The 22,584-nt window shown below is 72.5% G+C and carries 17 protein-coding genes and 1 riboswitch; of the genes, 10 read left to right on the top strand and 7 right to left on the bottom strand.

Translation table 11 applies throughout. From position 1 onward, the window contains the following. Positions 1–95 precede the first annotated feature (95 nt). The 5 genes from ACFVQZ_RS29970 (at position 96) to ACFVQZ_RS29950 (ending at position 4,944) form a co-directional block, all read left to right on the top strand. Positions 96–941 carry a M24 family metallopeptidase gene (locus ACFVQZ_RS29970; RefSeq protein WP_030493823.1) on the top strand — a complete coding sequence of 282 codons (846 nt, stop codon included), beginning with the start codon at positions 96–98 and terminating at the stop codon, positions 939–941. After that, entirely contained in the window at positions 941–2,740 is a 1,800-nt protein-coding gene (locus ACFVQZ_RS29965) for an SDR family oxidoreductase (RefSeq protein ID WP_383627819.1), read from the top strand. Before ACFVQZ_RS29970 ends, ACFVQZ_RS29965 begins: the two co-directional genes overlap by 1 nt. 145 nt (positions 2,741–2,885) lie before the next feature. Continuing rightward, positions 2,886–3,809: a MerR family transcriptional regulator gene (locus ACFVQZ_RS29960; protein ID WP_383627817.1), complete on the top strand. Its 924-nt coding sequence runs from the start codon at positions 2,886–2,888 to the stop codon at positions 3,807–3,809. 95 nt (positions 3,810–3,904) lie between these two features. Continuing rightward, positions 3,905–4,447: an RNA 2'-phosphotransferase gene (locus ACFVQZ_RS29955; protein ID WP_383627815.1), complete on the top strand. Its 543-nt coding sequence runs from the start codon at positions 3,905–3,907 to the stop codon at positions 4,445–4,447. A gap of 44 nt (positions 4,448–4,491) precedes the next feature. Continuing rightward, positions 4,492–4,944: a hypothetical protein gene (locus ACFVQZ_RS29950; RefSeq protein WP_383627813.1), complete on the top strand. Its 453-nt coding sequence runs from the start codon at positions 4,492–4,494 to the stop codon at positions 4,942–4,944. A gap of 37 nt (positions 4,945–4,981) precedes the next feature. Here the strand turns inward: ACFVQZ_RS29950 and ACFVQZ_RS29945 are convergent, their stop codons facing one another. Continuing rightward, positions 4,982–5,884, bottom strand: a complete 903-nt coding sequence (locus ACFVQZ_RS29945; protein ID WP_383627811.1) for an LLM class flavin-dependent oxidoreductase — start codon at positions 5,882–5,884, stop codon at positions 4,982–4,984. A 171-nt stretch (positions 5,885–6,055) separates the two neighbouring features. Here ACFVQZ_RS29945 and ACFVQZ_RS29940 point away from each other — a divergent pair, with 171 nt between their 5' ends. Continuing rightward, positions 6,056–6,946, top strand: a complete 891-nt coding sequence (locus ACFVQZ_RS29940; RefSeq protein WP_030493817.1) for a Cof-type HAD-IIB family hydrolase — start codon at positions 6,056–6,058, stop codon at positions 6,944–6,946. 32 nt (positions 6,947–6,978) lie between these two features. On the opposite strand, the gene ACFVQZ_RS29935 is transcribed toward ACFVQZ_RS29940, so the two are convergent. The 4 genes from ACFVQZ_RS29935 to ACFVQZ_RS29920 all read right to left on the bottom strand — a co-directional run bounded on the left by ACFVQZ_RS29935 (position 6,979) and on the right by ACFVQZ_RS29920 (position 14,882). Next, positions 6,979–8,694 carry a GAF domain-containing protein gene (locus ACFVQZ_RS29935; RefSeq protein ID WP_030493816.1) on the bottom strand — a complete coding sequence of 572 codons (1,716 nt, stop codon included), beginning with the start codon at positions 8,692–8,694 and terminating at the stop codon, positions 6,979–6,981. 20 nt (positions 8,695–8,714) lie between these two features. After that, a complete protein-coding gene (gene cydD, locus ACFVQZ_RS29930; protein WP_383627837.1) occupies positions 8,715–12,263 on the bottom strand; it encodes a thiol reductant ABC exporter subunit CydD in 3,549 nt (1,182 codons plus the stop codon). 81 nt (positions 12,264–12,344) lie between these two features. Next, positions 12,345–13,346, bottom strand: a complete 1,002-nt coding sequence (cydB, locus tag ACFVQZ_RS29925) for a cytochrome d ubiquinol oxidase subunit II (protein WP_383627808.1) — start codon at positions 13,344–13,346, stop codon at positions 12,345–12,347. An 18-nt stretch (positions 13,347–13,364) separates the two neighbouring features. Then, positions 13,365–14,882, bottom strand: coding sequence for a cytochrome ubiquinol oxidase subunit I (locus ACFVQZ_RS29920; RefSeq protein ID WP_030493813.1), 1,518 nt, complete (start codon positions 14,880–14,882; stop codon positions 13,365–13,367). 203 nt (positions 14,883–15,085) lie between these two features. On the opposite strand from ACFVQZ_RS29920, the gene ACFVQZ_RS29915 reads away from it, so the two are divergent. Further along, positions 15,086–15,460 (top strand): cyclophilin-like fold protein, encoded by a 375-nt coding sequence (locus ACFVQZ_RS29915; protein ID WP_030493812.1) that lies wholly within the window; start codon positions 15,086–15,088, stop codon positions 15,458–15,460. Positions 15,461–15,521: 61 nt separating this feature from the next. Here the strand turns inward: ACFVQZ_RS29915 and hisC are convergent, their stop codons facing one another. After that, a complete protein-coding gene (gene hisC / locus ACFVQZ_RS29910) occupies positions 15,522–16,619 on the bottom strand; it encodes a histidinol-phosphate transaminase (RefSeq protein ID WP_030493811.1) in 1,098 nt (365 codons plus the stop codon). A 391-nt stretch (positions 16,620–17,010) separates the two neighbouring features. Between hisC and ACFVQZ_RS29905 the strand changes: the two genes are divergently transcribed. The 3 genes from ACFVQZ_RS29905 to ACFVQZ_RS29895 all read left to right on the top strand — a co-directional run bounded on the left by ACFVQZ_RS29905 (position 17,011) and on the right by ACFVQZ_RS29895 (position 20,601). Next, positions 17,011–18,117 carry a LacI family DNA-binding transcriptional regulator gene (locus ACFVQZ_RS29905; protein WP_081958967.1) on the top strand — a complete coding sequence of 369 codons (1,107 nt, stop codon included), beginning with the start codon at positions 17,011–17,013 and terminating at the stop codon, positions 18,115–18,117. 342 nt (positions 18,118–18,459) lie between these two features. Continuing rightward, positions 18,460–19,818: a metallophosphoesterase gene (locus ACFVQZ_RS29900; RefSeq protein ID WP_383627805.1), complete on the top strand. Its 1,359-nt coding sequence runs from the start codon at positions 18,460–18,462 to the stop codon at positions 19,816–19,818. Positions 19,819–19,986: 168 nt separating this feature from the next. Next, the gene (locus tag ACFVQZ_RS29895) at positions 19,987–20,601 is read left to right on the top strand and encodes a hypothetical protein (RefSeq protein ID WP_107645405.1); all 615 of its coding nucleotides are present in this window, start codon (positions 19,987–19,989) and stop codon (positions 20,599–20,601) included. Between the two features lie 62 nt (positions 20,602–20,663). Here the strand turns inward: ACFVQZ_RS29895 and thiC are convergent, their stop codons facing one another. After that, entirely contained in the window at positions 20,664–22,439 is a 1,776-nt protein-coding gene (thiC, locus tag ACFVQZ_RS29890; RefSeq protein WP_383627803.1) for a phosphomethylpyrimidine synthase ThiC, read from the bottom strand. Next, a riboswitch (TPP riboswitch) is annotated at positions 22,433–22,583 on the bottom strand. Its footprint overlaps the gene before it by 7 nt. Between the last annotated feature and the right edge of the window lies 1 nt (position 22,584).

The following is a 22,584-nucleotide window of genomic DNA, read 5'->3' as shown; positions in this document are numbered from 1 at the left end:
CCTCTTGACGTAGCCGCCGGGCATTGTCACATTCATCGGTGTCAAATTACGAACGCGTAGCGCAATCGGATGCTCACGGCGGACGGGCGGGTGGCATGACCTCAGCAGTGGCAAGCGAACTGACCGCGGAACTGCGGGGGTTCAGGGAAGTGCAGCAGCTCTCCTACGCCTGCGCGGAAGCGGTCGCGGCGCAGCTCAAGCCGGGCGTGACCGAGCGCGAGGCGGCCCGGATGCAGCGCGAGTGGCTGTACGAGCGGGGGGTGAAGGACTGGTTCCACCGGCCGTTCGCCTGGTTCGGCGACCGCACCGCCTTCGCCGGCTTCAGGATCCCGCTCCAGTTCTTCCCCACCGACCGGCGCCTGGAGGCGGGGATGCCGTTCATCCTCGACATGGCGCCCGTGTACAAGGGGTTCACGGCGGACGTCGGCTACAGCGGCTGCCTCGGGCTCAACCCGCTGCACGACAAGCTCCTCGCCGATCTGCGCGCGCACCGGGAGCTGATCCTCCGCGAGGTGCGCGAGCGGCGCAGCCTGCGCGAGATATACGAGGACGTGGACCGGCTCATGGTCCGCCAGGGGTACGCGAACCGGCACCGCGCCTATCCCTTCGGCGTCATCGCCCACAAGATCGACCGGGTCCGGGAGCGGCGGTTCGCGCCGACGCTCTTCGGCTTCGGCACCCAGTCCCTCAAGGGCCTGCTGAGCGACGCCGTGCACGGCCACCGGGACGGCTGGTCGCCGCTCTGGTCCCCGTACAAGTTCTCCGACCACCCGCCCGCTCCGGGCCTCTGGGCGGTCGAGCCGCACCTCGGATTCCGGGGGACGGGCGCGAAGTTCGAGGAGATCCTGGTCGTCACCGACTCCAAGGACCCCGAACAGAGCGCGTTCTGGCTGGACGACGACCTGCCGCACGTGCGGCGGTGGAACGAAGGAGCGGTGTGATGGCGGGCGCGGGACTGACGGGGGCGCGGGAGCGCCGGGTCCGGACGGGCGGCATCGAGCTGTGCGTCGCCGAGCTGGGCGACGCCGACCGGCCGACGGTGGTGCTCGTCCACGGCTATCCGGACTCGAAGGAGGTCTGGTCGGAGGTCGCGGTGCGGCTCGCGGAGGACTTCCACGTCGTGCTGTACGACGTGCGGGGCCACGGGCGCTCGACCGCGCCGGCGCCGCTGCGGGGCGGTTTCACCCTGGAGAAGCTGACCGACGACTTCCTGGCCGTCGCGGACGCGGTCAGCCCGGACCGGCCGGTCCACCTCGTGGGGCACGACTGGGGTTCGGTGCAGGCGTGGGAGTTCGCGACCGTGCGGCGCACCGAGGGCCGGATCGCCTCCTTCACCTCGATGTCCGGCCCCTCGCTCGACCACTTCGGGCACTGGATCAAGAGCCGCATGACCCGCCCCACCCCGCGCCGGGTCGGGCAGCTCCTCGGGCAGGGCGCCAAGTCCTGGTACGTCTATCTGCTGCACACCCCGGTCCTGCCGGAGCTGGCCTGGCGCGGGCCGCTCGGCAAGCGCTGGCCGAAGCTCCTGGAGCGGCTGGAGAAGGTCCCGGCCGGCGACTACCCGACCGCCTCGCTGCCCGCTGACGCGGCCCACGGCGCCTGGCTGTACCGGGACAACGTCCGGGCCCGCCTCTCCCGGCCGCGACCCGACGCGTACGCGCACGTGCCCGTGCAGCTGATCACCCCGACCGGGGACGCGTTCCTCTCCGAGCGGCTCTACGACGACCTGGCCGCCTGGGTGCCGGAGCTGACCCGGCGCACCCTGCCGGCGAAGCACTGGGTGCCGCGCACCCGCCCCGATCAACTGGCCGCCTGGATCGGTGACTTCGTCCGCACCCACGAGGACCCGGCGGCGCGGGCGCCGCGGTCGGTGGCGGAGACGACGGCGAGGAGCGGGGTGCGGCCGGAGTACGCGGAGCGGTTCGGCGGGCAGCTGGTGCTGGTCACCGGTGCCGCAGGCGGCATCGGACGCGCCACCGCCTTCGCCTTCGCGGAGGCGGGCGCCCGGGTCGTCGCGGTGGACCGGGACGGCGAGGGCGCGGCCCGGACGGCGGAGATGGCGCGGCTGATCGGCGCCCCGGACGCCTGGGGCGAGACGGTGGACGTCTCCGACGAGCAGGCGATGGAGAAGCTGGCCGCCAAGGTGGCCGCCGACTACGGGATCGTCGACGTCCTGGTCAACAACGCGGGGATCGGGCTCACCGGCTCCTTCTTCGAGACCACCAGCGAGGAGTGGCAGCGGGTCCTGGACGTCAACCTGTGGGGCGTCATCCACGGCTGCCGGATATTCGGGGCACAGATGGCGGCCCGCGGGCAGGGCGGCCACATCGTGAACACGGCTTCGGCGGCGGCCTTCCAGCCGTCGCGGGCGCTGCCCGCGTACAGCACCTCGAAGGCGGCGGTGCTGATGCTGAGCGAGTGCCTGCGGGCCGAACTGGCGGAGCGGTCCATCGGGGTGAGCGCGATCTGCCCGGGGATCGTCAACACCGGCATCACGTCCACCACCCGGTTCGCCGGGGTGTCGGACCCGGCGGAGGAGAAGCGCCGGCGGCGGAACGCCTCGCGGCTGTACGGGCTGCGGAACTACCCGCCGGAGAAGGTCGCGGACGCGGTCCTGGGGGCGGTGCTGCACAACCGCGCGGTCGTGCCGGTCACCCCGGAGGCGCGCGGCGCCCACGCCCTGGCCCGGCTCGCCCCGGGCGCCCTGCGCGCCCTGGCCCGCTGGCAGCCGCCGGCGTAGCGGGCACCGCGGGCCGTCCTGGTGCGGGCCCGGGATCCGGCCGGGGGTCCGCGGGGGCGGGCGGTCGTACGATCCCTGGCAGGAGGGGCCCCGTGCGGGGTGGAGCGATCGGCCGGTGGGAGCGGGTTTGTCCGAGCAGTCAGCAGTGCGACCGGAGTACCGGATCGAGGATCTCGCCCATCACAGCGGGGCCACGGTCCGGACCATCCGCGCCTACCAGGACCGCGGCCTGCTGCCCCGCCCGGAGCGCCGGGGCAGGTCCAACGTGTACGGGGACAGCCATCTGGCCCGGCTGCGCCAGATCGCCGACCTGCTGGACCGGGGCTACACGCTGGCCTCGATCAAGGAGCTGCTGGACGCCTGGGACACCGGCCGGGGGCTGGGCGGGGTCCTCGGCCTGGTGGCGGAGGTCCAGGGTCCGTGGACGGACGAGGAGGCCGCCCGGATCACCCGCGCGGAGCTCGACGCCCGCTTCGGCGGCACCCCGGACGAGGAGGCGGTGCGGGAGGCGGTCGAGCTCGGGGTGCTGGAGCCGATCCCGGGCCGGGACACCGAGGAGTACCTGGTGCCGAGCCCCCAGGAGCTGGCCGTGGCCGTGGAGTTGCACGCCGCCGGCGTGCCGCTGTCCGCAATCACCGGGCATCTGCGGGAGCTTCGGGACCAGGTCGAGCACATAGCGGGCCGTTTCCTGGAGTTCACCACCGAGCACGTCTTCGCGCGCTATCTGGAGCACCGGCCGCCGACGGACTCCGACGCGGCGGAGGCGGCGACCATGGTGCGGCGGCTCCGGCCGCTCGCCCAGCAGACCGTCGATGCGGAACTGGCCCGTGCCATGCGCATCCTGGCGACCCGTCACCTCCAGATCCATCTGTCACCGGAGGAACCGCCGGCCAGGGACGACGAGCAGCGTCCGGTGCACCTGCCGGTCGGCACGATACGAGCCGTACAGGCGCTGGTTGGCGCGGAGGGCGTCGCGGCGTTCGTGGCGGCGGCAGCGGAACGCGAGGTCAACAAAAGGACATTGGACGCATTGGCGGTAAATTCTCCCAAATCTCCCACAGTTCGCTAAAGCACTTGCTTCTTCAGGAGAGTTGTCCACAGAATCGCCAACTGGCCTGTGGATAACCCACGTTGCTTGTGGATCAAACCTGAAGGAGAAGAACGATGGACGAACGTCGCACGGTGAAGGTGTCGAAGTACCTGTCGAAGCACCTGCGGCACCAGCCCGAGCGCATCGGGCTGACGCTCGACGCACACGGCTGGACCGAGATCGACGCGCTGCTCGCGGCCACCGCCGCGCACGGCTTCCCGATCACCCGCGCCGAACTGGACCACGTGGTCGCCACCAACGACAAGAAACGGTTCGCCGTCGAGGGCACCCGGATCCGCGCCAGCCAGGGCCACACGATCAGCGTCGACCTGGACCTGCCGGCCGCCGAACCACCCCCGTACCTCTACCACGGTACGGTCGCCGACCGGCTCCCCGCGATCCGGGCGGAGGGGCTGCGGCCCATGGCCCGCCACGACGTCCACCTCTCCCCCGATCGCGAGACGGCCACCCGGGTGGGGGCGAGACGCGGCCGGCCCGTGGTGCTGAGCGTGGACGCCGGGGCGATGCACCGGGCCGGCCACGAGTTCCGGGTCAGCGCGAACGGGGTGTGGCTCACCAAAGCCGTACCCCCCGAGTTCATCCGCTTCCCGGGCTGAGGAACCGACGGCCCGAGCGCGGGGGCCTGAGGCATGATCGGATCATGGCTCTCCCGCACCTGCCCAGCACCCAGGCCGCCGTGACCGCCGTCCGCGCGCTCGCCGACGAGTTCCGCCTGGAGATGACGGTCAGCGACGACATCGGTGCGGACCAGACCTCCCGCCGTACCTCCGCCGGCGCGTTCGCCGTGTTCGACGAGGACGGCTCGCTGCCGCACGAGGCGTACATCGAGCTGGGCGGCTCGCCCAGCCTCACCGTGCAGCTCTACCCCGAGGACGACGCCAGGATCACCGTCGACGGCGTGGAGTTCGCGGACGTGCCGAGGGACGCCGTCCCCGGATTCGTCCGGGCGGTCCACACCGGCCTGGCGCACGTGAAGGGACGGTTCTTCCCGCCCGGACAGTGGCTCGTCGTCCCCGTGCCCGGCGGCGAGACGTACAAGGAACTCGTCCCGATGCTCACGCTCACCCCCTGGCTGAGCAGCCGGATCCGCTGACCTCAGGCCACCGCCCCCGCCCCTGGTAGCCGGCCGCTCAGCCCAGGCGGCCGAGGGCCTCCGTGGCGATGGCCTCGAACACGAACGGGTCGGACGCGAAGACCGAGTCCGCGATCGGCCAGTGGACGACGATCTCGGTGAAGCCGAGGTCGCGGTGGGTGCCGGCGAAGTCCACGAACCGCTCCACGGAGTCGAGGACGGAGTTCTTCTCCGGCGTGAAGCCGGTGAGCAGGATCTTGTCGAGCTCGTCCACGTCCCGGCCCAGGTCCGCGCACGCCTTGCCGAGCCGCTCGATCTGGCCGCGCAGGGCCTCGGCGGACTGCTCCGCCGTACCCGTCTCGTACAGCTTGGGGTCACCGGTCGTCACCCACGCCTGCCCGTGCCGGGCCGCGAGCCGCATGCCGCGCGGACCGGTCGCCGCGACCGCGAACGGGAGCCGGGGGCGCTGCACGCAGCCGGGGATGTTGCGGGCCTCGTCGGCCGCGTAGAACGTGCCGCGCTCCGTCACCGCGTCCTCGGTGAGCAGCCGGTCGAGCAGCGGGACGAACTCCGCGAGGCGGTCCGCCCGCTCCTTCGGCGTCCAGGGCTCCTGCCCGAGCGCGGTGGCGTCGAAGCCGTCGCCGCCGGCGCCGATGCCGAGGGTGATCCGGCCGCCCGAGACGTCGTCGAGCGTGATCAGCTCCTTCGCCAGCGTGACCGGGTGCCGGAAGTTGGGCGAGGTGACGAGGGTGCCCAGGCGCAGGCGGTCCGTGGCGGTCGCGGCGGCGGTCAGCGTCGGCAGGGCACCGAACCACGGGCCGTCGCGGAAGCTGCGCCAGGACAGGTGGTCGTAGGTGTACGCGGCGTGGAACCCGAGTTCCTCGGCGCGCCGCCACTTCGCCCGGCCCCCCTCCTGCCAGCGGTCGACGGGGAGGATCACGGTGCTCAGGCGCAGACTCATGCCCCGAGCGTACGTCGGAACCTCCCGCGCCTCCTCCCGCGCGGCAGCCGCTGCCACCCCACCGGTCCCCCGTTCCACCCCCGCCACACCCCGGGTCTCCCGCAGAAGCCCACGCACTCAAATGTGCGAGGTCCCGCACGCCCGTGCGCCCTTGTGCGGCACCATGGGGAGGTGACCTCTCCCCGCCCCTCTTCCCCGGCCCCCGCCCGCCCCGCCGTCCGGCTCATCGCCACCGACCTCGACGGCACCCTCCTGCGCGACGACAAGTCCGTCTCCGAGCGCACCGTCGCCGCCCTCGCCGCGGCCGAGCGCGCGGGGATCGAGGTCTTCTTCGTCACCGGCCGCCCGGCCCGCTGGATGGACGTCGTCAGCGACCACGTGCACGGCCACGGCCTCGCCATCTGCGCCAACGGCGCGGCCGTCGTCGACCTGCACGCGGGAGGCGCGTTCCTGGAGGTCCGTCCGCTGCCGCGGCCCGTCGCCCTCGACGTCGTACGCGCCCTGCGGGCCGCCGCCCCCGGCACCAGCTTCGCCGTCGAGCTGACCACGGGCATCCACTACGAACCGCAGTACCCGCCCTTCTTCCTCGACCCCGGCGCCTCCGTCGCCACCGCCGAGAAGCTGCTCTACGAGGAGGAGCCGGGCGCCGCCGCGCCGGTGCTCAAGCTGCTCGCCCAGCACCCGGAGCTCGACCCCGACGTCTTCCTCGCGACGGCCCGGGAGGCCGCCGGCGACCTGGCCGCCTTCACCCGCTCCAGCCCCACCGCCCTCATCGAAATCAGCGCCCTCGGGGTGTCGAAGGCGTCGACGCTCGCGCTCTGCTGCGCCGAGCGCGGCATCGCCGCGGACGAGGTCGCGGCCTTCGGCGACATGCCGAACGACATCGAGATGCTGAGCTGGGCCGGCCGCTCGTACGCGATGGGCAACGCCCACGCCGACGTGATCGCCGCCGCCTCGGGCCGTACCGTCGGCAACAACGAGGACGGCGTCGCCGTCGTCATCGAGCAGCTCGTCGCCGAAGCGCTCGCCGCCGACCCCGCCGCCCTGGCCGAGGAGGGCTGACGAAGCCCGAGCCCGTCCCCTCAGGGAACGAGCTAGAGCGGCGCCTCCCACACCACAGACGTCCCCCCGCCGTCCTCGGCGAGGCCCGGGCCGCACCAGCTCGCGCCGCCCAGGGACTCGGCCCGGCGGGCGAGGTTGCGCAGGCCGCTGCGCCGCCCGCCCTCCGGCAGGCCGACACCGTCGTCCGCGACCGTGAGCCGCACCCCCGGCGAACCGTCCGGCAGCGTCACGGTCGCGTCGACGACGACCTCGATCCGGCCCGCCCCGGCGTGCCGGAAGGCGTTGGACAGCGCCTCGCGCAGCGCCGCGATCAGGTTCTTCCCGGTCAGTTCGCCGACCGTGGCGTCGATCGCGCCGAGGAAGCGGTGCGCGGGCTTGAAGCCCAGCGGCACCGCCGCCATGTTGATCTCCCGCAGCACCCGCGTCCGCAGCCCCGACGGCGCCTCCGCCGGCCCCTGCTGGAGCGCGAAGATCGCCGTACGGATCTCCTGGATCGTCACGTCCAGCTCGTCCACGGCCTTGCCGACGCCGTCCTGGACGGCCGGCACGACCGCCTTCCGCTGGGCGCTCTCCAGCATCATCCCGGTGGCGAAGAGCCGCTGGATGACGAGGTCGTGCAGGTCGCGGGCGATCCGGTCGCGGTCCTCGAAGACCGCCAGCCGCTCGCGGTCGCGCTGCGCCTCGGCCATCATCAGCGCGAGCGCCGCCTGCGAGGCGAACTGGGTGGCGAGGGTCCGCTCGGCCTCCGTGAACGGCCGGGCGCCCCGGGCGCGCGGCATCGCGAGCGCGCCCAGCACCCGCCCGCCGCTCTGCAGCGGCAGCAGCATGCTCGGCCCGTACACCGTGTTCAGCCGGCTGAGCATGCGCGGATCGGTGGAGGCGTCCTGGACGAAGACCGCCTCGCCGTCCAGCAGCAGTTCCACGATCTCGCTCTCCGGCGGGATCACCACGCCGAGCGACTTGGTGGGCCGCGGCGAGGACACGGCGACGATCTCCAGGCCGCCCTCGTCGGCCGGGAGCAGCACGATCCCGGCGTCCGCGTCGGCGAGCCGCCGGGCCTGCTCCGCGACGACGGCGAGGGCGTCGTCGGCGTCGCCGCCGGAGAGCAGCGCGGTGGTGACGGCGACCGAGCCGTCGATCCACCGCTCGCGCTGGCGGGCGGCCTCGTAGAGGCGGGCGTTGCCGATGGCGATGCCGGCCTCGGTGGCGAGGACCCGGACCATGTGCTCGTCGTAGTCGTTGAACTCCTCGCCGCCGCTCTTCTCCGCGAGGTAGAGGTTGCCGAAGATCTCGCCCTGGACGCGGATGGGGACGCCGAGGAAGGTCCGCATCACGGGGTGGCCCGGCGGGAAGCCGGCCGACCGCGGGTCGGCGGAGAGGTCGGCCAGCCGGATGGTGCGCGGTTCGCGGATGAGGGCGCCGAGCAACCCGGCGTGCCCGTCGGGGCGGCGCCCGATGACGCGGGCCACGTCGTCGCCGACGCCGTACGTGACGAAGTCCGAGAGCCCCTTGCCCTCCTCGTCGACGACCCCGATGGCCGCGTAGCGGGCGCCGGCCAGCTCGGCCGCCGTCTCGCAGATCCGGTCGAGGGTGGTGTGCAGCTCCAGACCGGTGCCCACCGAACGCATCGCTTCGAGCAGCTGCGGCACCCGGGCGGTCAGCTCCGTGGAGAGCCCCTGGAGGCTGCGGGTGGCCTCGGTCGCGGCGACCAGGGGATCCGGGGAATCGGGCGTGGCGGGGGCGCTCATGGCCCCGAGCCTAGTTAGTCCTATTTGGAGAGAAAAGTCGGACGGTCGTCTCCGGTCGCGGCGGTTCCTTCGAGGAGGAGGTCGGCGGCCCGTTCCTGCTCCAGCATCCGCCGCAGCGGCCCGTCCGCGGCGGCGAGCTCGGCGTACGGTCCGCGCTGCACGGTCCGGCCGCCGTCCAGGACCACCACCTCGTCGACCGCGTCGAGTCCGCGCAGCCGGTGGGTGATGAGGACGGTGGTGCGCCCCTCGGTGGCGCGCAGCAGGTCGTCCGTCAGGGCGTCGGCGGTGGCCAGGTCCAGGTGCTCGGCCGGCTCGTCGAGGACGAGGACCGGGAAGTCGGCGAGGAGCGCGCGGGCCAGCGCGAGCCGCTGCCGCTGCCCGCCGGAGAGCTTCGAGCCGTGTTCGCCCACGAGGGTGTCGAGCCCGTCCGGCAGGCCGTCCACCCAGTCGAGGAGCCGGGCCCGGCGCAGCGCCTCCCGCAGCTGCTCGTCGCTCGCGTCGGTCCGCGCCAGCCGCAGGTTCTCCCGCAGGGAGCTGTCGAAGAGGTGCGCGTCCTGCGCGCACAGCCCGACGAGGCGGCGTACGTCGTCGCCGTCGAGCTCCCGGGCGGGCACCCCGCCGATCCGGTACGTTCCCGCCTCCACGTCCAGGAACCGCAGCAGCACCTGGGCGAGCGTGGTCTTGCCCGAGCCGGAGGCGCCGACGACGGCGACCCGCCGCCCGGCCTCCAGGGTGAGCGCGAAGCCGTCGAGCGCGGGCCGGTCCTGCCCGGCGTACCGGGCCCCGATCCCGGCGAGTTCCAGCGGGAACGGCCCGGCCGGGGGAGCGGCGGGCACGGCCGGCTCGTGTACGGGGACGGGCGCGTCCAGCACCTCGAAGACCCGCTCGGCGCTGTGCCGGACCCGCTGCCGGTACTGGACGGCCAGGGGCAGACCGGTCACGGCCTCGAACGCGGCGAGCGGGGTGAGGACGACGACCGCGAGGGCGACCCCGTCGAGCCGCCCGTCCCGCACCGCCTGCACGCCGACGACGGCGGCGGCGACCACGGTCAGGCCGCACACCAGGGCGGAGAGCCCGGCACCGACCGCGGTCGCCGCGGACTGCCGGGAGGCGATCCCGGTGAGGACGCGGTCGGCGGCCCGGGCCCGGTCGAGCCGGTCCCGCAGCGCCCCGGCCACGGTCAGCTCCGCGCAGCCGCGCAGCGGATCGGCGACGGCGGTCGCGAGCATCCCGCGCGCCGGGGCCAGCCGCCGCTCGGCCCGGCGGGCCAGCGCGGCGCCCAGCGGCGGCACGAGCACACCCGCGACGAGCAGGCCGGCCGCGAGCACGGCGCCCGCCTCGGGCAGCAGCCAGGCGGTGAAGCCGACCGAGCCGAGCCCGACGACGAGCGCGGCACCGGCCGGGAGCAGCCAGCGCAGCCAGTAGTCCTGGAGGGCGTCGACGTCGTGGACGAGCCGGGCGAGCAGGTCGCCGCGGCGGGTGCGGCGCAGTCCGGCGGGGGCGATCCGCTCCAGCCGGGTGTAGACCGAGACGCGGAGTTCGGCGAGCATCCGCAGCACGGCGTCGTGCGAGACCAGCCGCTCGGCGTACCGGAAGACGGCGCGGCCGATGCCGAAGGCGCGGGTGGCGGTGACGGCGACCATCAGGTGCAGGACGGGCGGCTGTTCGGAGGCCCGCGAGATGAGCCATCCGGAGACGGCCATGAGTCCCACGGCGGAGCCGAGCGCCAGGCTGCCGAGCAGCAGCGCGAGCCCCATCCGCCCCCTGAGCTCCCCGGCCATCGCCCGGACCCGCCCGAACACCCCGCGCCCGGAGGCCGGTACGGGCTCCGCTCCCACGACGCGCGTGTCCACCGGAGGCGCGGCGGGCACGGGCCGGGACGCCGCCGGGCCCGCTTCCCGGCGTACGGCGGCGGCCCCCGCCCGGCCCGGCTCCGGAGCCTCGATCGTCACGACCCGGTCCGCCACGGCGAGCAGGGCCGGCCGGTGCACGACCAGCAGCACGGTCCGCCCCGCGGCGAGCCGCCGCACCGCGTCGACGATCCCCGCCTCGGTCTCGCCGTCCAGCGCCGCCGTCGGCTCGTCGAGCAGCAGCAGCGGCCGGTCGGCGAGGAAGGCCCGGGCTAGCGCGAGCCGCTGCCGCTGTCCGGCCGAGAGACCGGCGCCGTCCTCGCCGAGCACGGTCCCGGCGCCCTCGGGCAGGCCGTCCACGAAGGAGTCGGCGCCGGCGTCCCGCAGCGCCCGCCGCACCTCCTCGTCCCCGGCGTCCGGCCGGGCGAGCCGCACGTTCTCCGCGATCGTCCCGGCGAAGAGGTACGGCCGCTGCGGCACCCACGCGATCCGCGACCGCCAGGCGTCGAGGTCCAGCTCCGCCAGGTCGACGCCCCCGATCCGTACGGTCCCGCCCTCCTCCGGCTCCGTGAAGCCGAGGACGACGTCGAGCAGGGTGGACTTCCCGATGCCGCTCGGCCCGACGAGCGCCACCGTCTCCCCCGGCTCGACGGTCAGGCTCGCCCCGGCGAGCGAGGGTTCGGCGCGCCCCGGGTGGCGTACCGTCACCCGGTCCAGCTCCAGCCGCGGCTCGGCCGGCACCGCCCGCGTGCCGCCGCTCCGCACCGGGGTCTCCAGGACATCGAAGATCTCCTCGGCCGCCGCCAGTCCCTCCGCCGCCGCGTGGAACTGGGCGCCGACCTGGCGCAGCGGCAGATACGCCTCGGGTGCGAGGACCAGGATGACGAGGCCGGTGTAGAGGTCGAGGGTGCCGTGGACGAGCCGCATGCCGATGGTGACGGCGACGAGCGCCACCGACAGGGTGGAGAGGAGTTCCAGGGCGAAGGACGACAGGAAGGCGATCCGGAGGGTGCGCATGGTCGCCCGCCGGTAGTCGGCGGTGATGGCGCGGATCGAGGCGGCCTGGGCCTTGGCCCGGCCGAAGACCTTGAGGGTGGGCAGTCCGGCGACGACGTCGAGGAAGTGGCCGGAGAGCCGGGAGAGCAGCTTCCACTGCCGGTCCATCCGGGCCTGGGTGTACCAGCCGATCAGGATCATGAAGACCGGGATGAGCGGCAGGGTGACGACGATGATCGCGGCCGATACCCAGTCCTCGGTGACGATCCGGGCGAGGACCGCGAGCGGGACGACGACCGCCAGGCCGAGCTGGGGCAGGTAGCGGGCGAAGTAGTCGTCGAGCGCGTCGACGCCCCGGGTGGCGAGGGCGATGAGCGAGCCGGTGCGCTGTCCGCCGAGCCAGCCGGGCCCGAGGGCGGTGGCCCGCTCCAGGAGCCGGCCGCGGAGTTCGGACTTGACCGCCGCGCTCGCCCGGTGGGCGGCGCGCTCGGTCAGCCAGGAGACGAGCCCGCGCGCCAGCGCGACGCCGGCGAGCAGCAGCAGGGGAGTGGTGAGGTCCCGGACCGCGAGGCCCCGCTGGAAGGCGCCCACCACGATCTCGGCGATGAGCATCGCCTGGGCGATCACCAGCGCCGCCCCGACCAGGCCGAGGACGACGACCGCGACGAGGAAGTAGCGGGTCGCCCGGGCGTACCGGAGGAGTCGCGGGTCGATCGGTTTCACGTGCAACATGCCCCTCTGCATGAGCGCCCGGGCCCTCGCGGACCCGGGCGACGACGGCACTGGCAGGCGCCGGCGGGTGCCCTAGTGGGCGTCGGCGATGTGCTGGGTTCCGATCCGCTTGCGGAAGACCCAGTAGGTCCAGCCCTGGTACAGCAGCACCAGCGGCGTGGCGACGGCCGCGCACCAGGTCATGATCTTGAGCGTGTACGGGCTCGACGACGCGTTCGTCACCGTCAGGCTCCACGCGGGGTCGAGCGAGGACGGCATGACGTTCGGGAAGAGCGCCAGGAACAGCATGGCGACCGCGGCGGCGATCGTCACCCCGGAGAGCGCGAACGACCAGCCCTCGCGTCCCGCCTTGATGGCCCCGATGGCGCCGACCAGCGCGACCGCGGCGACCAGCATCGCGGCGAGGCTCCAGGCGTCGCCCTTGTCGGCCTGGGTCCAGAGGAGGAAGGCGACCGCGAGCACCGCCGTGACCAGGCCCAGCTTCAGGGCGAGCGCCCGGGCCCTGACCCGGATGTCACCGACCGTCTTCAGGGCCACGAAGACCGTGCCGTGGAAGGTGAAGAGGGTGAGCGTGACCAGTCCGCCGAGGAGCGCGTACAGGTTGAGCAGGTCCCAGAACCCGCCGACGTACTCCATGTTCCCGTCGATCTTCACGCCCCGGACGATGTTGCCGAAGGCCACGCCCCACAGGATCGCGGGGATGAGCGAGGTCCAGAAGATCGCCTGCTCCCAGTTGCGCTGCCAGTTCTCCTCGGGCCGCTTCGCGCGGTACTCGAAGGCGACGCCGCGGACGATGAGGCAGACCAGGATGATCAGCAGGGGCAGGTAGAAGCCGGAGAAGAGGGTCGCGTACCACTCGGGGAAGGCGGCGAAGGTCGCGCCGCCGGCGGTCAGCAGCCACACCTCGTTGCCGTCCCAGACGGGTCCGATGGTGTTGATGAGGACCCGCTTCTCGGGCCGGTTCCGGGCGAGCAGCTTGGTGAGGACGCCGACCCCGAAGTCGAAGCCCTCCAGGAAGAAGTAGCCGGTCCAGAGGACGGCGATGAGTACGAACCAGACGTCGTGGAGTTCCATGCCTCGATCTCCTGAGCCTCAGTACGAGAAGGCCATGGGCCGGTCGGGGTCACGGGTGTCCCCGCCGATCTTGGTGGGCGGGTTGAGGTCGTTCTCGGTGAGTTCCGGCGGGCCGGCCTTCACGTACTTCACGAGGAGCTTGACCTCGATGACGGCGAGGATCGCGTACAGGCTGGTGAAGGCGATCATCGAGGTGAGCACCTCGGCCTGCGAGACGCCGGGGGAGACGGCCGCGCTGGTGCGCATCACGCCGTAGACGACCCAGGGCTGCCGGCCCATCTCGGTGAAGATCCAGCCCCACGAGTTGGCGATCAGCGGGAAGAGCATGGTCCAGAGGGCCACGATCCAGTACCACTTGCCGATCCTGGGGCTGAGCGCCTTGTTCTTGAAGAGGACGAGGTTCGGCACCTCGTCCTCACCGGTCCTCAGGCCGGGGGAGAGCAGGAACTTCTTGCGGGTCAGCCAGAGGCCGATGACGCCGAGGGTGAGCGACGCCATGCCGAAGCCGATCATCCAGCGGAAGCCCCAGTAGGCGACGGGGATGTTGGGCCGGTAGTCGCCGGGGCCGTACTTCTCCTGCTCGGCCTTGTTGATGTCGTTGATGCCGGGGACGTACGAGTCGAAGTCGCCGTTGGCGAGGTACGACAGTATGCCGGGGACCTCGATGGCGACCTTGTTGTGGCCCTTCTCGACGTCGCCGTACGCGAAGATCGAGAAGGGGGCGGGCGCCTCGCCGTCCCACAGCGCCTCGGCGGCGGCCATCTTCATCGGCTGCTGCTTGAACATGACCTTGCCGAGCACGTCACCGCTGATGGCGGTGCCCAGGCCGGCGATGATCAGGGTGATCAGGCCGAGCCGCAGCGAGGTCCGCATCACCGGGACGTGCCGCTTGCGCGCCAGGTGGAAGGCGGAGATGCCGACCATGAAGGCGCCGCCGACGAGGAAGGCGGCCGTCATGGTGTGGAAGAACTGGGTGAGGGCGGTGTTCTGGGTGAGCACCGCCCAGAAGTCGGTGAGCTCCGCGCGGGCGCCCTGGCCCCGGTCCTCGTTGATCCGGTAGCCGACGGGGTGCTGCATCCAGGAGTTGGCGGCCAGGATGAAGTACGCGGAGAGGATGGTGCCGATCGACACCATCCAGATGCAGGCGAGGTGGATCTTCTTCGGCAGCTTGTCCCAGCCGAAGATCCACAGGCCGATGAAGGTCGACTCGAAGAAGAACGCGATGAGCGCTTCGAAGGCGAGCGGGGCGCCGAAGATGTCACCGACGAAGCGGGAGTAGTCCGACCAGTTCATGCCGAACTGGAACTCCTGGACGATGCCGGTGACGACGCCCATCGCGATGTTGATGAGGAAGAGCTTTCCCCAGAACTTCGTCGCCCTGAGGTACTTCTCCTTCTCGGTCCGGACCCAGGCGGTCTGGAGACCGGCGGTGAGTGCGGCGAGGGAGATCGTCAGCGGGACGAAGAGAAAGTGGTAGACGGTGGTGATGCCGAACTGCCAGCGCGCCAGAGTCTCGGGCGCCAAAGCGAGGTCCACGTCGTCTTCTCCTTACATCGCCGTGGTCACATCGGCAGTCTGCCCCTTCAATCCCACCGATTACGGGACGAACAGGGACACGCTTGTGAACGCGTTCACATTCACAAGCATTATGACTCATACGAAATCCGTATTGCAGGGCGGGGGGCTGTACCGAAGGTCACACCTTCCCAAGACCTTCAACATATTGTTGAATCCGGGCCATGACCCTTCGGATACGCCTCACCTGGCCGGCCGGACACACCACGGCCACCCTCGACGAGACCCCCACGAGCACCGCGCTCCTGGGGGCCCTTCCGATCGTCTCCACCGCCCGCACCTGGGGCGAGGAGGTCTACTTCGACACCCCGGTCTCCGTCCCCCGCGAGGAGGGGGCGCGCCAGGTCGTCGATCCCGGCACGGTCGCCTTCTGGACCGACGGCGACGCCCTCGCCCTCCCCTACGGGCCGACCCCGATCTCCCGGGGCGAGGAGTGCCGGCTGGCGAGCCCCTGCAACCTGCTGGGCTCGCTCGACGGCGATCCGCGGATCCTGGCCACCGTCCGCGACGGCGACCCGATCCGCGTCGAACGCGCCTGACCCACGCAAGACGCCCTGACCGTGTGGTCAGGAGCCCTGACCCGTCAGGCGCCCCGGCCCGTCAGGCCCCCTGGCGGAAGCCCTCCGCCACCTTGAGGAACAGGTCGTTCGCCTCCGTCTCACCGATGGTGACGCGCACGCCCTCCCCCGCGAACGGCCGCACCACCACGCCGTGCCGCTCGCACTCCGCCGCGAAGTCCACGGTCCGCTCGCCGAGCCGCAGCCAGACGAAGTTCGCCTGCGCGTCCGGCACCGTCCAGCCCTGGGCCACAAGCCCGGCGCGGACCCGCTCGCGCTCGGCCACCAGCGCGCCGACCCGCCCGAGCAGCTCGTCCTCGGCCCGCAGCGAGGCCACCGCCGCGTCCTGCGCCAGCTGGCTCACTCCGAACGGCACCGCCGTCTTGCGCAGCGCCGCCGCCACCGGCTCGTGGGCGATCGCGAAGCCGACCCGCAGGCCCGCCAGGCCGTACGCCTTGGAGAAGGTGCGCAGCACCGCCACGTTCGGCCGGTCGCGGTAGAGCTCGACGCCGTCCGGGATGTCGGTGTCGCGGACGAACTCCTTGTACGCCTCGTCGATCACGACCAGGACGTCGGAGGGCACCCGGTCCAGGAAGCGCTCCAGCTCCTGCCGGCGGACCGCGGTGCCCGTCGGGTTGTTGGGGTTGCAGACGAAGATCAGCCGGGTCCGGTCGGTGACCGCCGCGGCCATCGCGTCGAGGTCGTGCGTCTCGTCCGCGGTCAGCGGCACCTGCACCGAGGTGGCCCCGCTGATCTGGGTGATGATCGGGTACGCCTCGAAGGAGCGCCAGGCGTAGATCACCTCGTCACCCGGGCCCGAGGTCGCCTGGAGCAGCGACTGGGCGACGCCGACCGAGCCGGTGCCGGTGGCGATGTGGGAGACCGGGACGCCGAAGCGGTCGGCCAGCTCCGCCGACAGCTCCGTGCAGGCCATGTCCGGGTAGCGGTTGAAGGACGCCGCGGCGGCCAGCGCGCTCTCCATCACGCCCGGCAGCGGCGGGTAGGGGTTCTCGTTCGAGGACAGCTTGAAGGCGACCGGGCCGCCCGCGGCGGCCGGCTTGCCCGGCTTGTAGGTGGGAACGCCGTCCAGCTCGGCGCGCAGCTTCGGGGTGGGCTTGCTCGTCCCGCTGGTCTCGCTCACAGGTGGCCTCCTCGACCGTCCGTACCGCCAATGCTCCTCACTTTATGAGGATTCCCGCTCGCTGCGAATGGGCTGTGGACAACAGCCCGGCAACGCTGTGGAAAACCCGCCCGGCGGTCCTCCCCGCCCGAAGGGGCGCGCGCATGGGTGGCGCGCGCCGGTGGCGAGCGCCGTGGCGCGCATCCCCCGTAGAGGTGAGTTGAGACCTCTTCGAGACCTCGCCCCCAGGCCAGGCCCATCCCACCGCAGGGCATCGACTCCTATGCAGAATCCCCCAACTACCTTGGAAGTAAGGGATTCTGACGTGTCATGACCTTGCAGAAACGTGCCTGTCAACGCCCGCATATGCGGCCGTCTCCCCCACCCCCCGTCGCCCTACTATCGGCTCGCCATGACAGCAGCAGGGAAGCACCAGGTGACCAGGGCACAGACCCGGGGAAGCCGACAGGGCCGGGCAGGGATCCGGGACGTGGCCGCCGCCGCCGGGGTCTCCATCACGACTGTCTCCGACGCGCTCAACGGCAAGGGCCGACTCCCGGACGCCACCCGCCGGCACGTCCGCGAGGTCGCCGACCGGCTGGGCTACCGCCCCTCCGCGGCGGCCCGCACGCTCCGCACCGGCAAGTCGGGACTCATCGGCCTGACCGTGACCACCTACGGGGATGAACCTTTCACCTTCACGGAGTTCGCCTACTTCGCGGAGATGGCCAGGGCCGCCACGTCGGCCGCGCTCGCCCGCGGCTACGCCCTCGTCATCCTCCCCGCGACCTCACGCCATGACGTCTGGTCGAACGTCGCCCTCGACGGCACCGTCGTCATCGACCCCTCCGACCACGACCCCGTCGTCACCGAGCTCGTCCGCCAGGGCCTCCCCGTCGTCTCCGACGGACGCCCCGCCGGCACGCTCCCGGTGACCGCCTGGGTCGACAACGACCACGAGGCCGCCGTCCTCGACCTCCTCGACCACCTCGCCGACGCCGGCGCCCGCCGCATCGGCCTCCTCACCGGCACCACCACCGACACCTACACCCGCCTCTCCACCACCGCCTACCTCAACTGGTGCGAGCGGGTCGGACAGGACCCCGTCTACGAGGCATACCCGGCGCACGATCCGTGCGCGGGCGCCGTCGCGGCCGACCGGCTGCTCGCCCGCCCGGACCGGCCCGACGCCGTCTACGGCCTCTTCGACCCCAACGGCACCGACCTCCTCGCAGCCGCCCGCCGCTACGGCCTGCGCGTCCCCGACGACCTGCTCATCGTGTGCTGCAGCGAGTCCACCGTGTACGCCACCACCGAACCGCCCGTCACCACGCTCTCGCTCAAACCGCGCCGCATCGGCACCGCCGTCGTCCAGCTCCTCATCGACGCCATCGAGGGGATCGAGAGCGACGGTCCGGTCGAGCAGGTGATACCGACCGAACTCATCGTCCGCACCTCCTCCCAGCGCCGCTCGCCGCGGACGACGGTCAGCCCGCCGCGCTCGCCCGCGAAGGACTGACGGCACCCCGCCGGACTCCGGCCGCGCCGAAAGAGCGGCCGGACGCACGACAGCACGCCAGCGACCACGTACGCCCTGGAAACAGAACGAGTGAGCCGTCGTCCCGCCCCCTGCCCGTGGGCGGAGACGCCGAAACCGGCCACCCCGCCGGACCCGACCCTGGACTGGACCTTCTCAATTCGGGCGAAACAACCGGTGAACCCGGAGCGAACCCGGATTCACCACCCCTGGTGCGTCACACAGGCGGACCCTCATTCCTATGATGGGCGCACGACACCGCGGACCACCCCGACCAGGCCGGTCCGCGATGTGCAGGGCATCGCGACGGTGGTGGAGGGGTCGATGACTCAGGGGGCCGGGCAGGATCCCGTGGAGCGCACGGCGACATTGCGTGACTTCCGCGTACCCCCGTACGCCCGCGTGCCGGTCCAGGGCCACGCGGCCGAGCCGCCCGCCGCGCCCGCCGCCGCCGCGCCCGCGGACCCGACCCTCCACCTGGGCACCCGCCCGGCGACGTTCCCGGAACCGGCCGGCTTCCCCGCCCCGGCCACCCGCCAGACAGCCCCCCCGACGCACCCGGAACCCGTCGCGCACCCGGAACCGCCCCCGTACGCCGACCCGCGCCCGCGCCCCGAACCCACCGCGTACCCCGAGCCGCCGGCGCGCCCCGAGCCCTCCGGGTACGCCGGCCCCGCTCCGGCGCCGTACGGGAAGTCCGGCGTCACCGTGACCGCGGTGCACCCCGGCGACGGCTACCCCGACGCGTTCCCGGACGGCTACACCCCCACCGAGCGCGACCTCCCGGTCATCCAGCGCGGCGACACCGTCCAGGTCCCCGTCGCCCCGGCCGCCGCACCGGCGCCCGCGCCCGCCGGGGACGGCCCCGGTCCGCTGTACGTCGTCGGCGACGTCCACGGCTACCTGGACGAACTCGTCGACGCCTTGCGCGCCCAGGGCCTCGTCGACGAGAACGGCGGCTGGGCCGCGGGCAACGCCCGGCTGTGGTTCCTCGGCGACTTCACCGACCGCGGTCCCGACGGCATCGGCGTCATCGACCTCGTCATGCGGCTCTCCGCCGAGGCCGCCGCCGCCGGCGGCTACTGCAAGGCCCTCATGGGCAACCACGAACTGCTCCTCATCGGCGCCAAGCGCTTCGGCGACACCCCGGTCAACTCCGGGGCGGGCACCGCCACCTTCCAGGCCGCCTGGCTGCTCAACGGCGGGCAGAAGCACGACATGGACCGCCTCCAGGACGTGCACCTCCAGTGGATGTCCCGGCTCGACGCCGTCGTCCGCGAGGACGACCACCTGCTGCTGCACTCGGACACCACCGCGTACCTCGACTACGGCCAGACCATCGAGGACGTCAACGACACCGTCCACGAGATCCTGCGGCGCAACGACGCCGACGAGGTCTGGGACCTCTTCCGGAAGTTCACCAAGCGCTTCGCCTTCCGCGACGAGGCCGGCCCCCAGGCCGTCCAGGAGCTGCTCGGCACCTACGGCGGCTCGCGCGTCGTGCACGGCCACAGTCCCATCCCGTACCTCCTCGGCCAGGTCGGCACGGAGGACGGCGAGGAGGAGTCCCGCCCGGCCGTCGACGGCCCGCACGTCTACGCCGACGGGCTGGCCATCGCCATGGACGGCGGCGTCACCATGGCCGGAAAGCTGCTGGTGGTCCAACTCCCCCTGGGGGACTGACCCTCACCCCCCGCATCCGCGGCAGGCGATTTCCGGAAACCCCCTGTCAGCGCGCCCGGTCACGGCCCTACCATCGGTCTCCCCAGGTAGGCAGGCTCTCCTCCGCTTCCGCCCGGACCGCCCGTGCGCCACGGCCGGTCCCGGCCCACCGCGCATCGGGGGATGCACATGAACGTGGCTCCGCACCTGCTGACCGAGGACCGCGCCGAGTACGAGCGCGTCCTCGACGACGCACTGCGCACCGCACCGGAACGGCCGGAACTCGCCGGAACCGGCACCCGGCTGACGGCCGCCCAGCTGCGCGCCATGGCCCTGAACGCGACAGCGCTGATCACCACGGCCGCGGCGAGCGAGTACGAGCACTTCGTGAAGGTCCGCGAGCAGCACCGCGCCGCGTCCAACCGCCCCCGGCCCGCCGCGCCCGACGAGTCCCCGGGCGCCGTCGCCGTCCTCACCGTCCTCGTCCCCGTCCTCGCCGGCACGGCCGCCGCGATCTTCCTGCTGGTCGGCGCCGCCGTCCGGCTGCTCGCCCCGACAGCCGCCCTCGGCACCACCCTGCTCACCGCCGGCCTGGTCTTCGGCGCCCTCGCCGCCGCCGGCCTCCTCGGCGCGGGCGCCGGCCTGCTCCGCACCGCCCTCCGCAACAGCCCCGCCGACACCGGCGCCCCCGACGACGAACTCACCCGCGCCCGCGCCGCCTGGCGCCACGCCCTCCTGGAACGCGGCGTCATCCCCTTCCTCCACGCCGCCCTCACGGCCACCGACCCCGACCCCGACCACTGACGACGGGCGGGTCCCGAACCCGTGGAGGCTCGGAACCCGCCCGTTGTCTCCCGTTTCCGGGGTCAGTCCGCCAGCGGCAGGTAGACCCGGTTGCCCGAGGCCGCGAACTCGGCGGACTTCTCGGCCATGCCGGCCTCGATCTCGTCCGCCTTCAGATCACCGCCGTGCTCCCGGCGGATGTCCTGCGAGATCTTCATCGAGCAGAACTTCGGGCCGCACATCGAGCAGAAGTGGGCCGTCTTCGCGGGCTCCGCCGGCAGCGTCTCGTCGTGGAACTCGCGGGCGGTGTCCGGGTCGAGGGCCAGGTTGAACTGGTCCTCCCAGCGGAACTCGAAGCGCGCGTCGGAGAGCGCGTCGTCCCACTCCTGCGCGCCCGGGTGGCCCTTCGCCAGGTCCGCCGCGTGCGCCGCGATCTTGTACGTGATGACACCGGTCTTCACGTCGTCGCGGTTCGGCAGGCCCAGGTGCTCCTTGGGCGTGACGTAGCAGAGCATCGCCGTGCCCCACCAGGCGATCATCGCGGCGCCGATGCCGGAGGTGATGTGGTCGTACGCGGGCGCGACGTCCGTGGTCAGCGGGCCGAGCGTGTAGAACGGCGCCTCCTCGCAGATCTCCTGCTGGAGGTCGATGTTCTCCTTGATCTTGTGCATCGGGACGTGGCCCGGGCCCTCGATCATCGTCTGCACGTGGTGGCGCTTGGCGATCGTGTTCAGCTCGCCGAGCGTGCGCAGCTCCGCGAACTGGGCGTCGTCGTTGGCGTCCGCTATCGAGCCGGGGCGCAGCCCGTCACCGAGCGAGTAGGTGACGTCGTACGCCGCCAGGATCTCGCAGAGCTCCTCGAAGTGCGTGTAGAGGAAGTTCTCCTTGTGGTGCGCGAGACACCAGGCCGCCATGATCGAGCCGCCGCGCGAGACGATGCCGGTCTTGCGGCGCGCGGTGAGCGGCACGTACGGCAGGAGCACGCCGGCGTGCACGGTCATGTAGTCCACGCCCTGCTCGGCCTGCTCGATGACCGTGTCCTTGTAGATCTCCCAGGTCAGCTCCTCGGCCTTGCCGTCGACCTTCTCCAGGGCCTGGTAGAGCGGCACGGTGCCGATCGGCACGGGGGAGTTGCGCAGCACCCACTCGCGGGTGGTGTGGATGTTGCGGCCGGTGGACAGGTCCATGACCGTGTCGGCGCCCCAGCGGGTCGCCCACGTCATCTTCTCCACCTCCTCCTCGATGGAGGAGGTGACGGCGGAGTTGCCGATGTTGGCGTTGACCTTCACCAGGAACCGCTTGCCGATGATCATCGGCTCGATCTCCGGGTGGTTGACGTTGGCCGGCAGCACCGCGCGCCCGGCCGCGATCTCCTCGCGGACGACCTCCGGGGAGACGTTCTCCCGGATCGCCACGTACTCCATCTCCGGGGTGATCTCGCCCCGGCGGGCGTACGCGAGCTGGGTCACGGCCTGCCCGGCGCGGCCCCGGCGGGGCAGCCGGGGGCGGCCGGGGAAGACCGCGTCGAGGTTCTTCAGCCCGCCGCCGCGCGGCGAGGTGTGCTTGATGCCGTCGTCCTCGGGGCGGACGGGGCGGCCCGCGTACTCCTCGGTGTCGCCGCGCGCGATGATCCAGTTCTCGCGCAGCGGGGGCAGTCCCCGGCGGACGTCGGTGTCGACCGCCGGGTCGGTGTACGGACCGGACGTGTCGTACAGCGTCACGTCCTTGCCGTTGGTGAGGTGCACCTGGCGGACCGGCACCCGGATGTCGGGGCGGGAGCCCTCGACGTATCCCTTGTGCCAGCCCGGCTTGCGCTCGTCCTGGCTGGTGGCAGGCGTGCGTGCATCCTGAAGGGTCATGAGACCTGATCTCCCTACGCCGGCATTACCCGGTAACAGGTTCGGCGGTCGGCGCAGCCTCCTCCCGTACGTACGTCGTCAGTACGCGCGTACGGTGATCAGCGCCCTCTCAGCCCGGTGCTCCGAGCTCCCGCGTGTGCAAAGG

The sequence above is a fragment of the Streptomyces sp. NPDC057854 genome (genome assembly GCF_042797055.1).
Classification (GTDB): Bacteria; Actinomycetota; Actinomycetes; order Streptomycetales; family Streptomycetaceae; genus Streptomyces.
The sequence above is the reverse complement of the archived record's forward strand: the minus strand, read 5'-3'. Positions and strand labels throughout refer to the sequence as shown.

Bases quoted from the DNA above. Each gene is read 5' to 3' on its own strand.
- ACFVQZ_RS29970 (WP_030493823.1), top strand. From the start codon at position 96: ATGACCTCAGCAGTGGCAAGCGAACTGACCGCGGAACTGCGGGGGTTC.
- ACFVQZ_RS29965 (WP_383627819.1), top strand. From the start codon at position 941: ATGGCGGGCGCGGGACTGACGGGGGCGCGGGAGCGCCGGGTCCGGACG.
- ACFVQZ_RS29955 (WP_383627815.1), top strand. From the start codon at position 3,905: ATGGACGAACGTCGCACGGTGAAGGTGTCGAAGTACCTGTCGAAGCAC.
- ACFVQZ_RS29950 (WP_383627813.1), top strand. From the start codon at position 4,492: ATGGCTCTCCCGCACCTGCCCAGCACCCAGGCCGCCGTGACCGCCGTC.
- ACFVQZ_RS29945 (WP_383627811.1), bottom strand. From the start codon at position 5,884: ATGAGTCTGCGCCTGAGCACCGTGATCCTCCCCGTCGACCGCTGGCAG.
- ACFVQZ_RS29935 (WP_030493816.1), bottom strand. From the start codon at position 8,694: ATGAGCGCCCCCGCCACGCCCGATTCCCCGGATCCCCTGGTCGCCGCG.
- cydB (WP_383627808.1), bottom strand. From the start codon at position 13,346: ATGGAACTCCACGACGTCTGGTTCGTACTCATCGCCGTCCTCTGGACC.
- ACFVQZ_RS29915 (WP_030493812.1), top strand. From the start codon at position 15,086: ATGACCCTTCGGATACGCCTCACCTGGCCGGCCGGACACACCACGGCC.
- ACFVQZ_RS29905 (WP_081958967.1), top strand. From the start codon at position 17,011: ATGACAGCAGCAGGGAAGCACCAGGTGACCAGGGCACAGACCCGGGGA.
- ACFVQZ_RS29900 (WP_383627805.1), top strand. From the start codon at position 18,460: ATGACTCAGGGGGCCGGGCAGGATCCCGTGGAGCGCACGGCGACATTG.
- ACFVQZ_RS29895 (WP_107645405.1), top strand. From the start codon at position 19,987: ATGAACGTGGCTCCGCACCTGCTGACCGAGGACCGCGCCGAGTACGAG.
- thiC (WP_383627803.1), bottom strand. From the start codon at position 22,439: ATGACCCTTCAGGATGCACGCACGCCTGCCACCAGCCAGGACGAGCGC.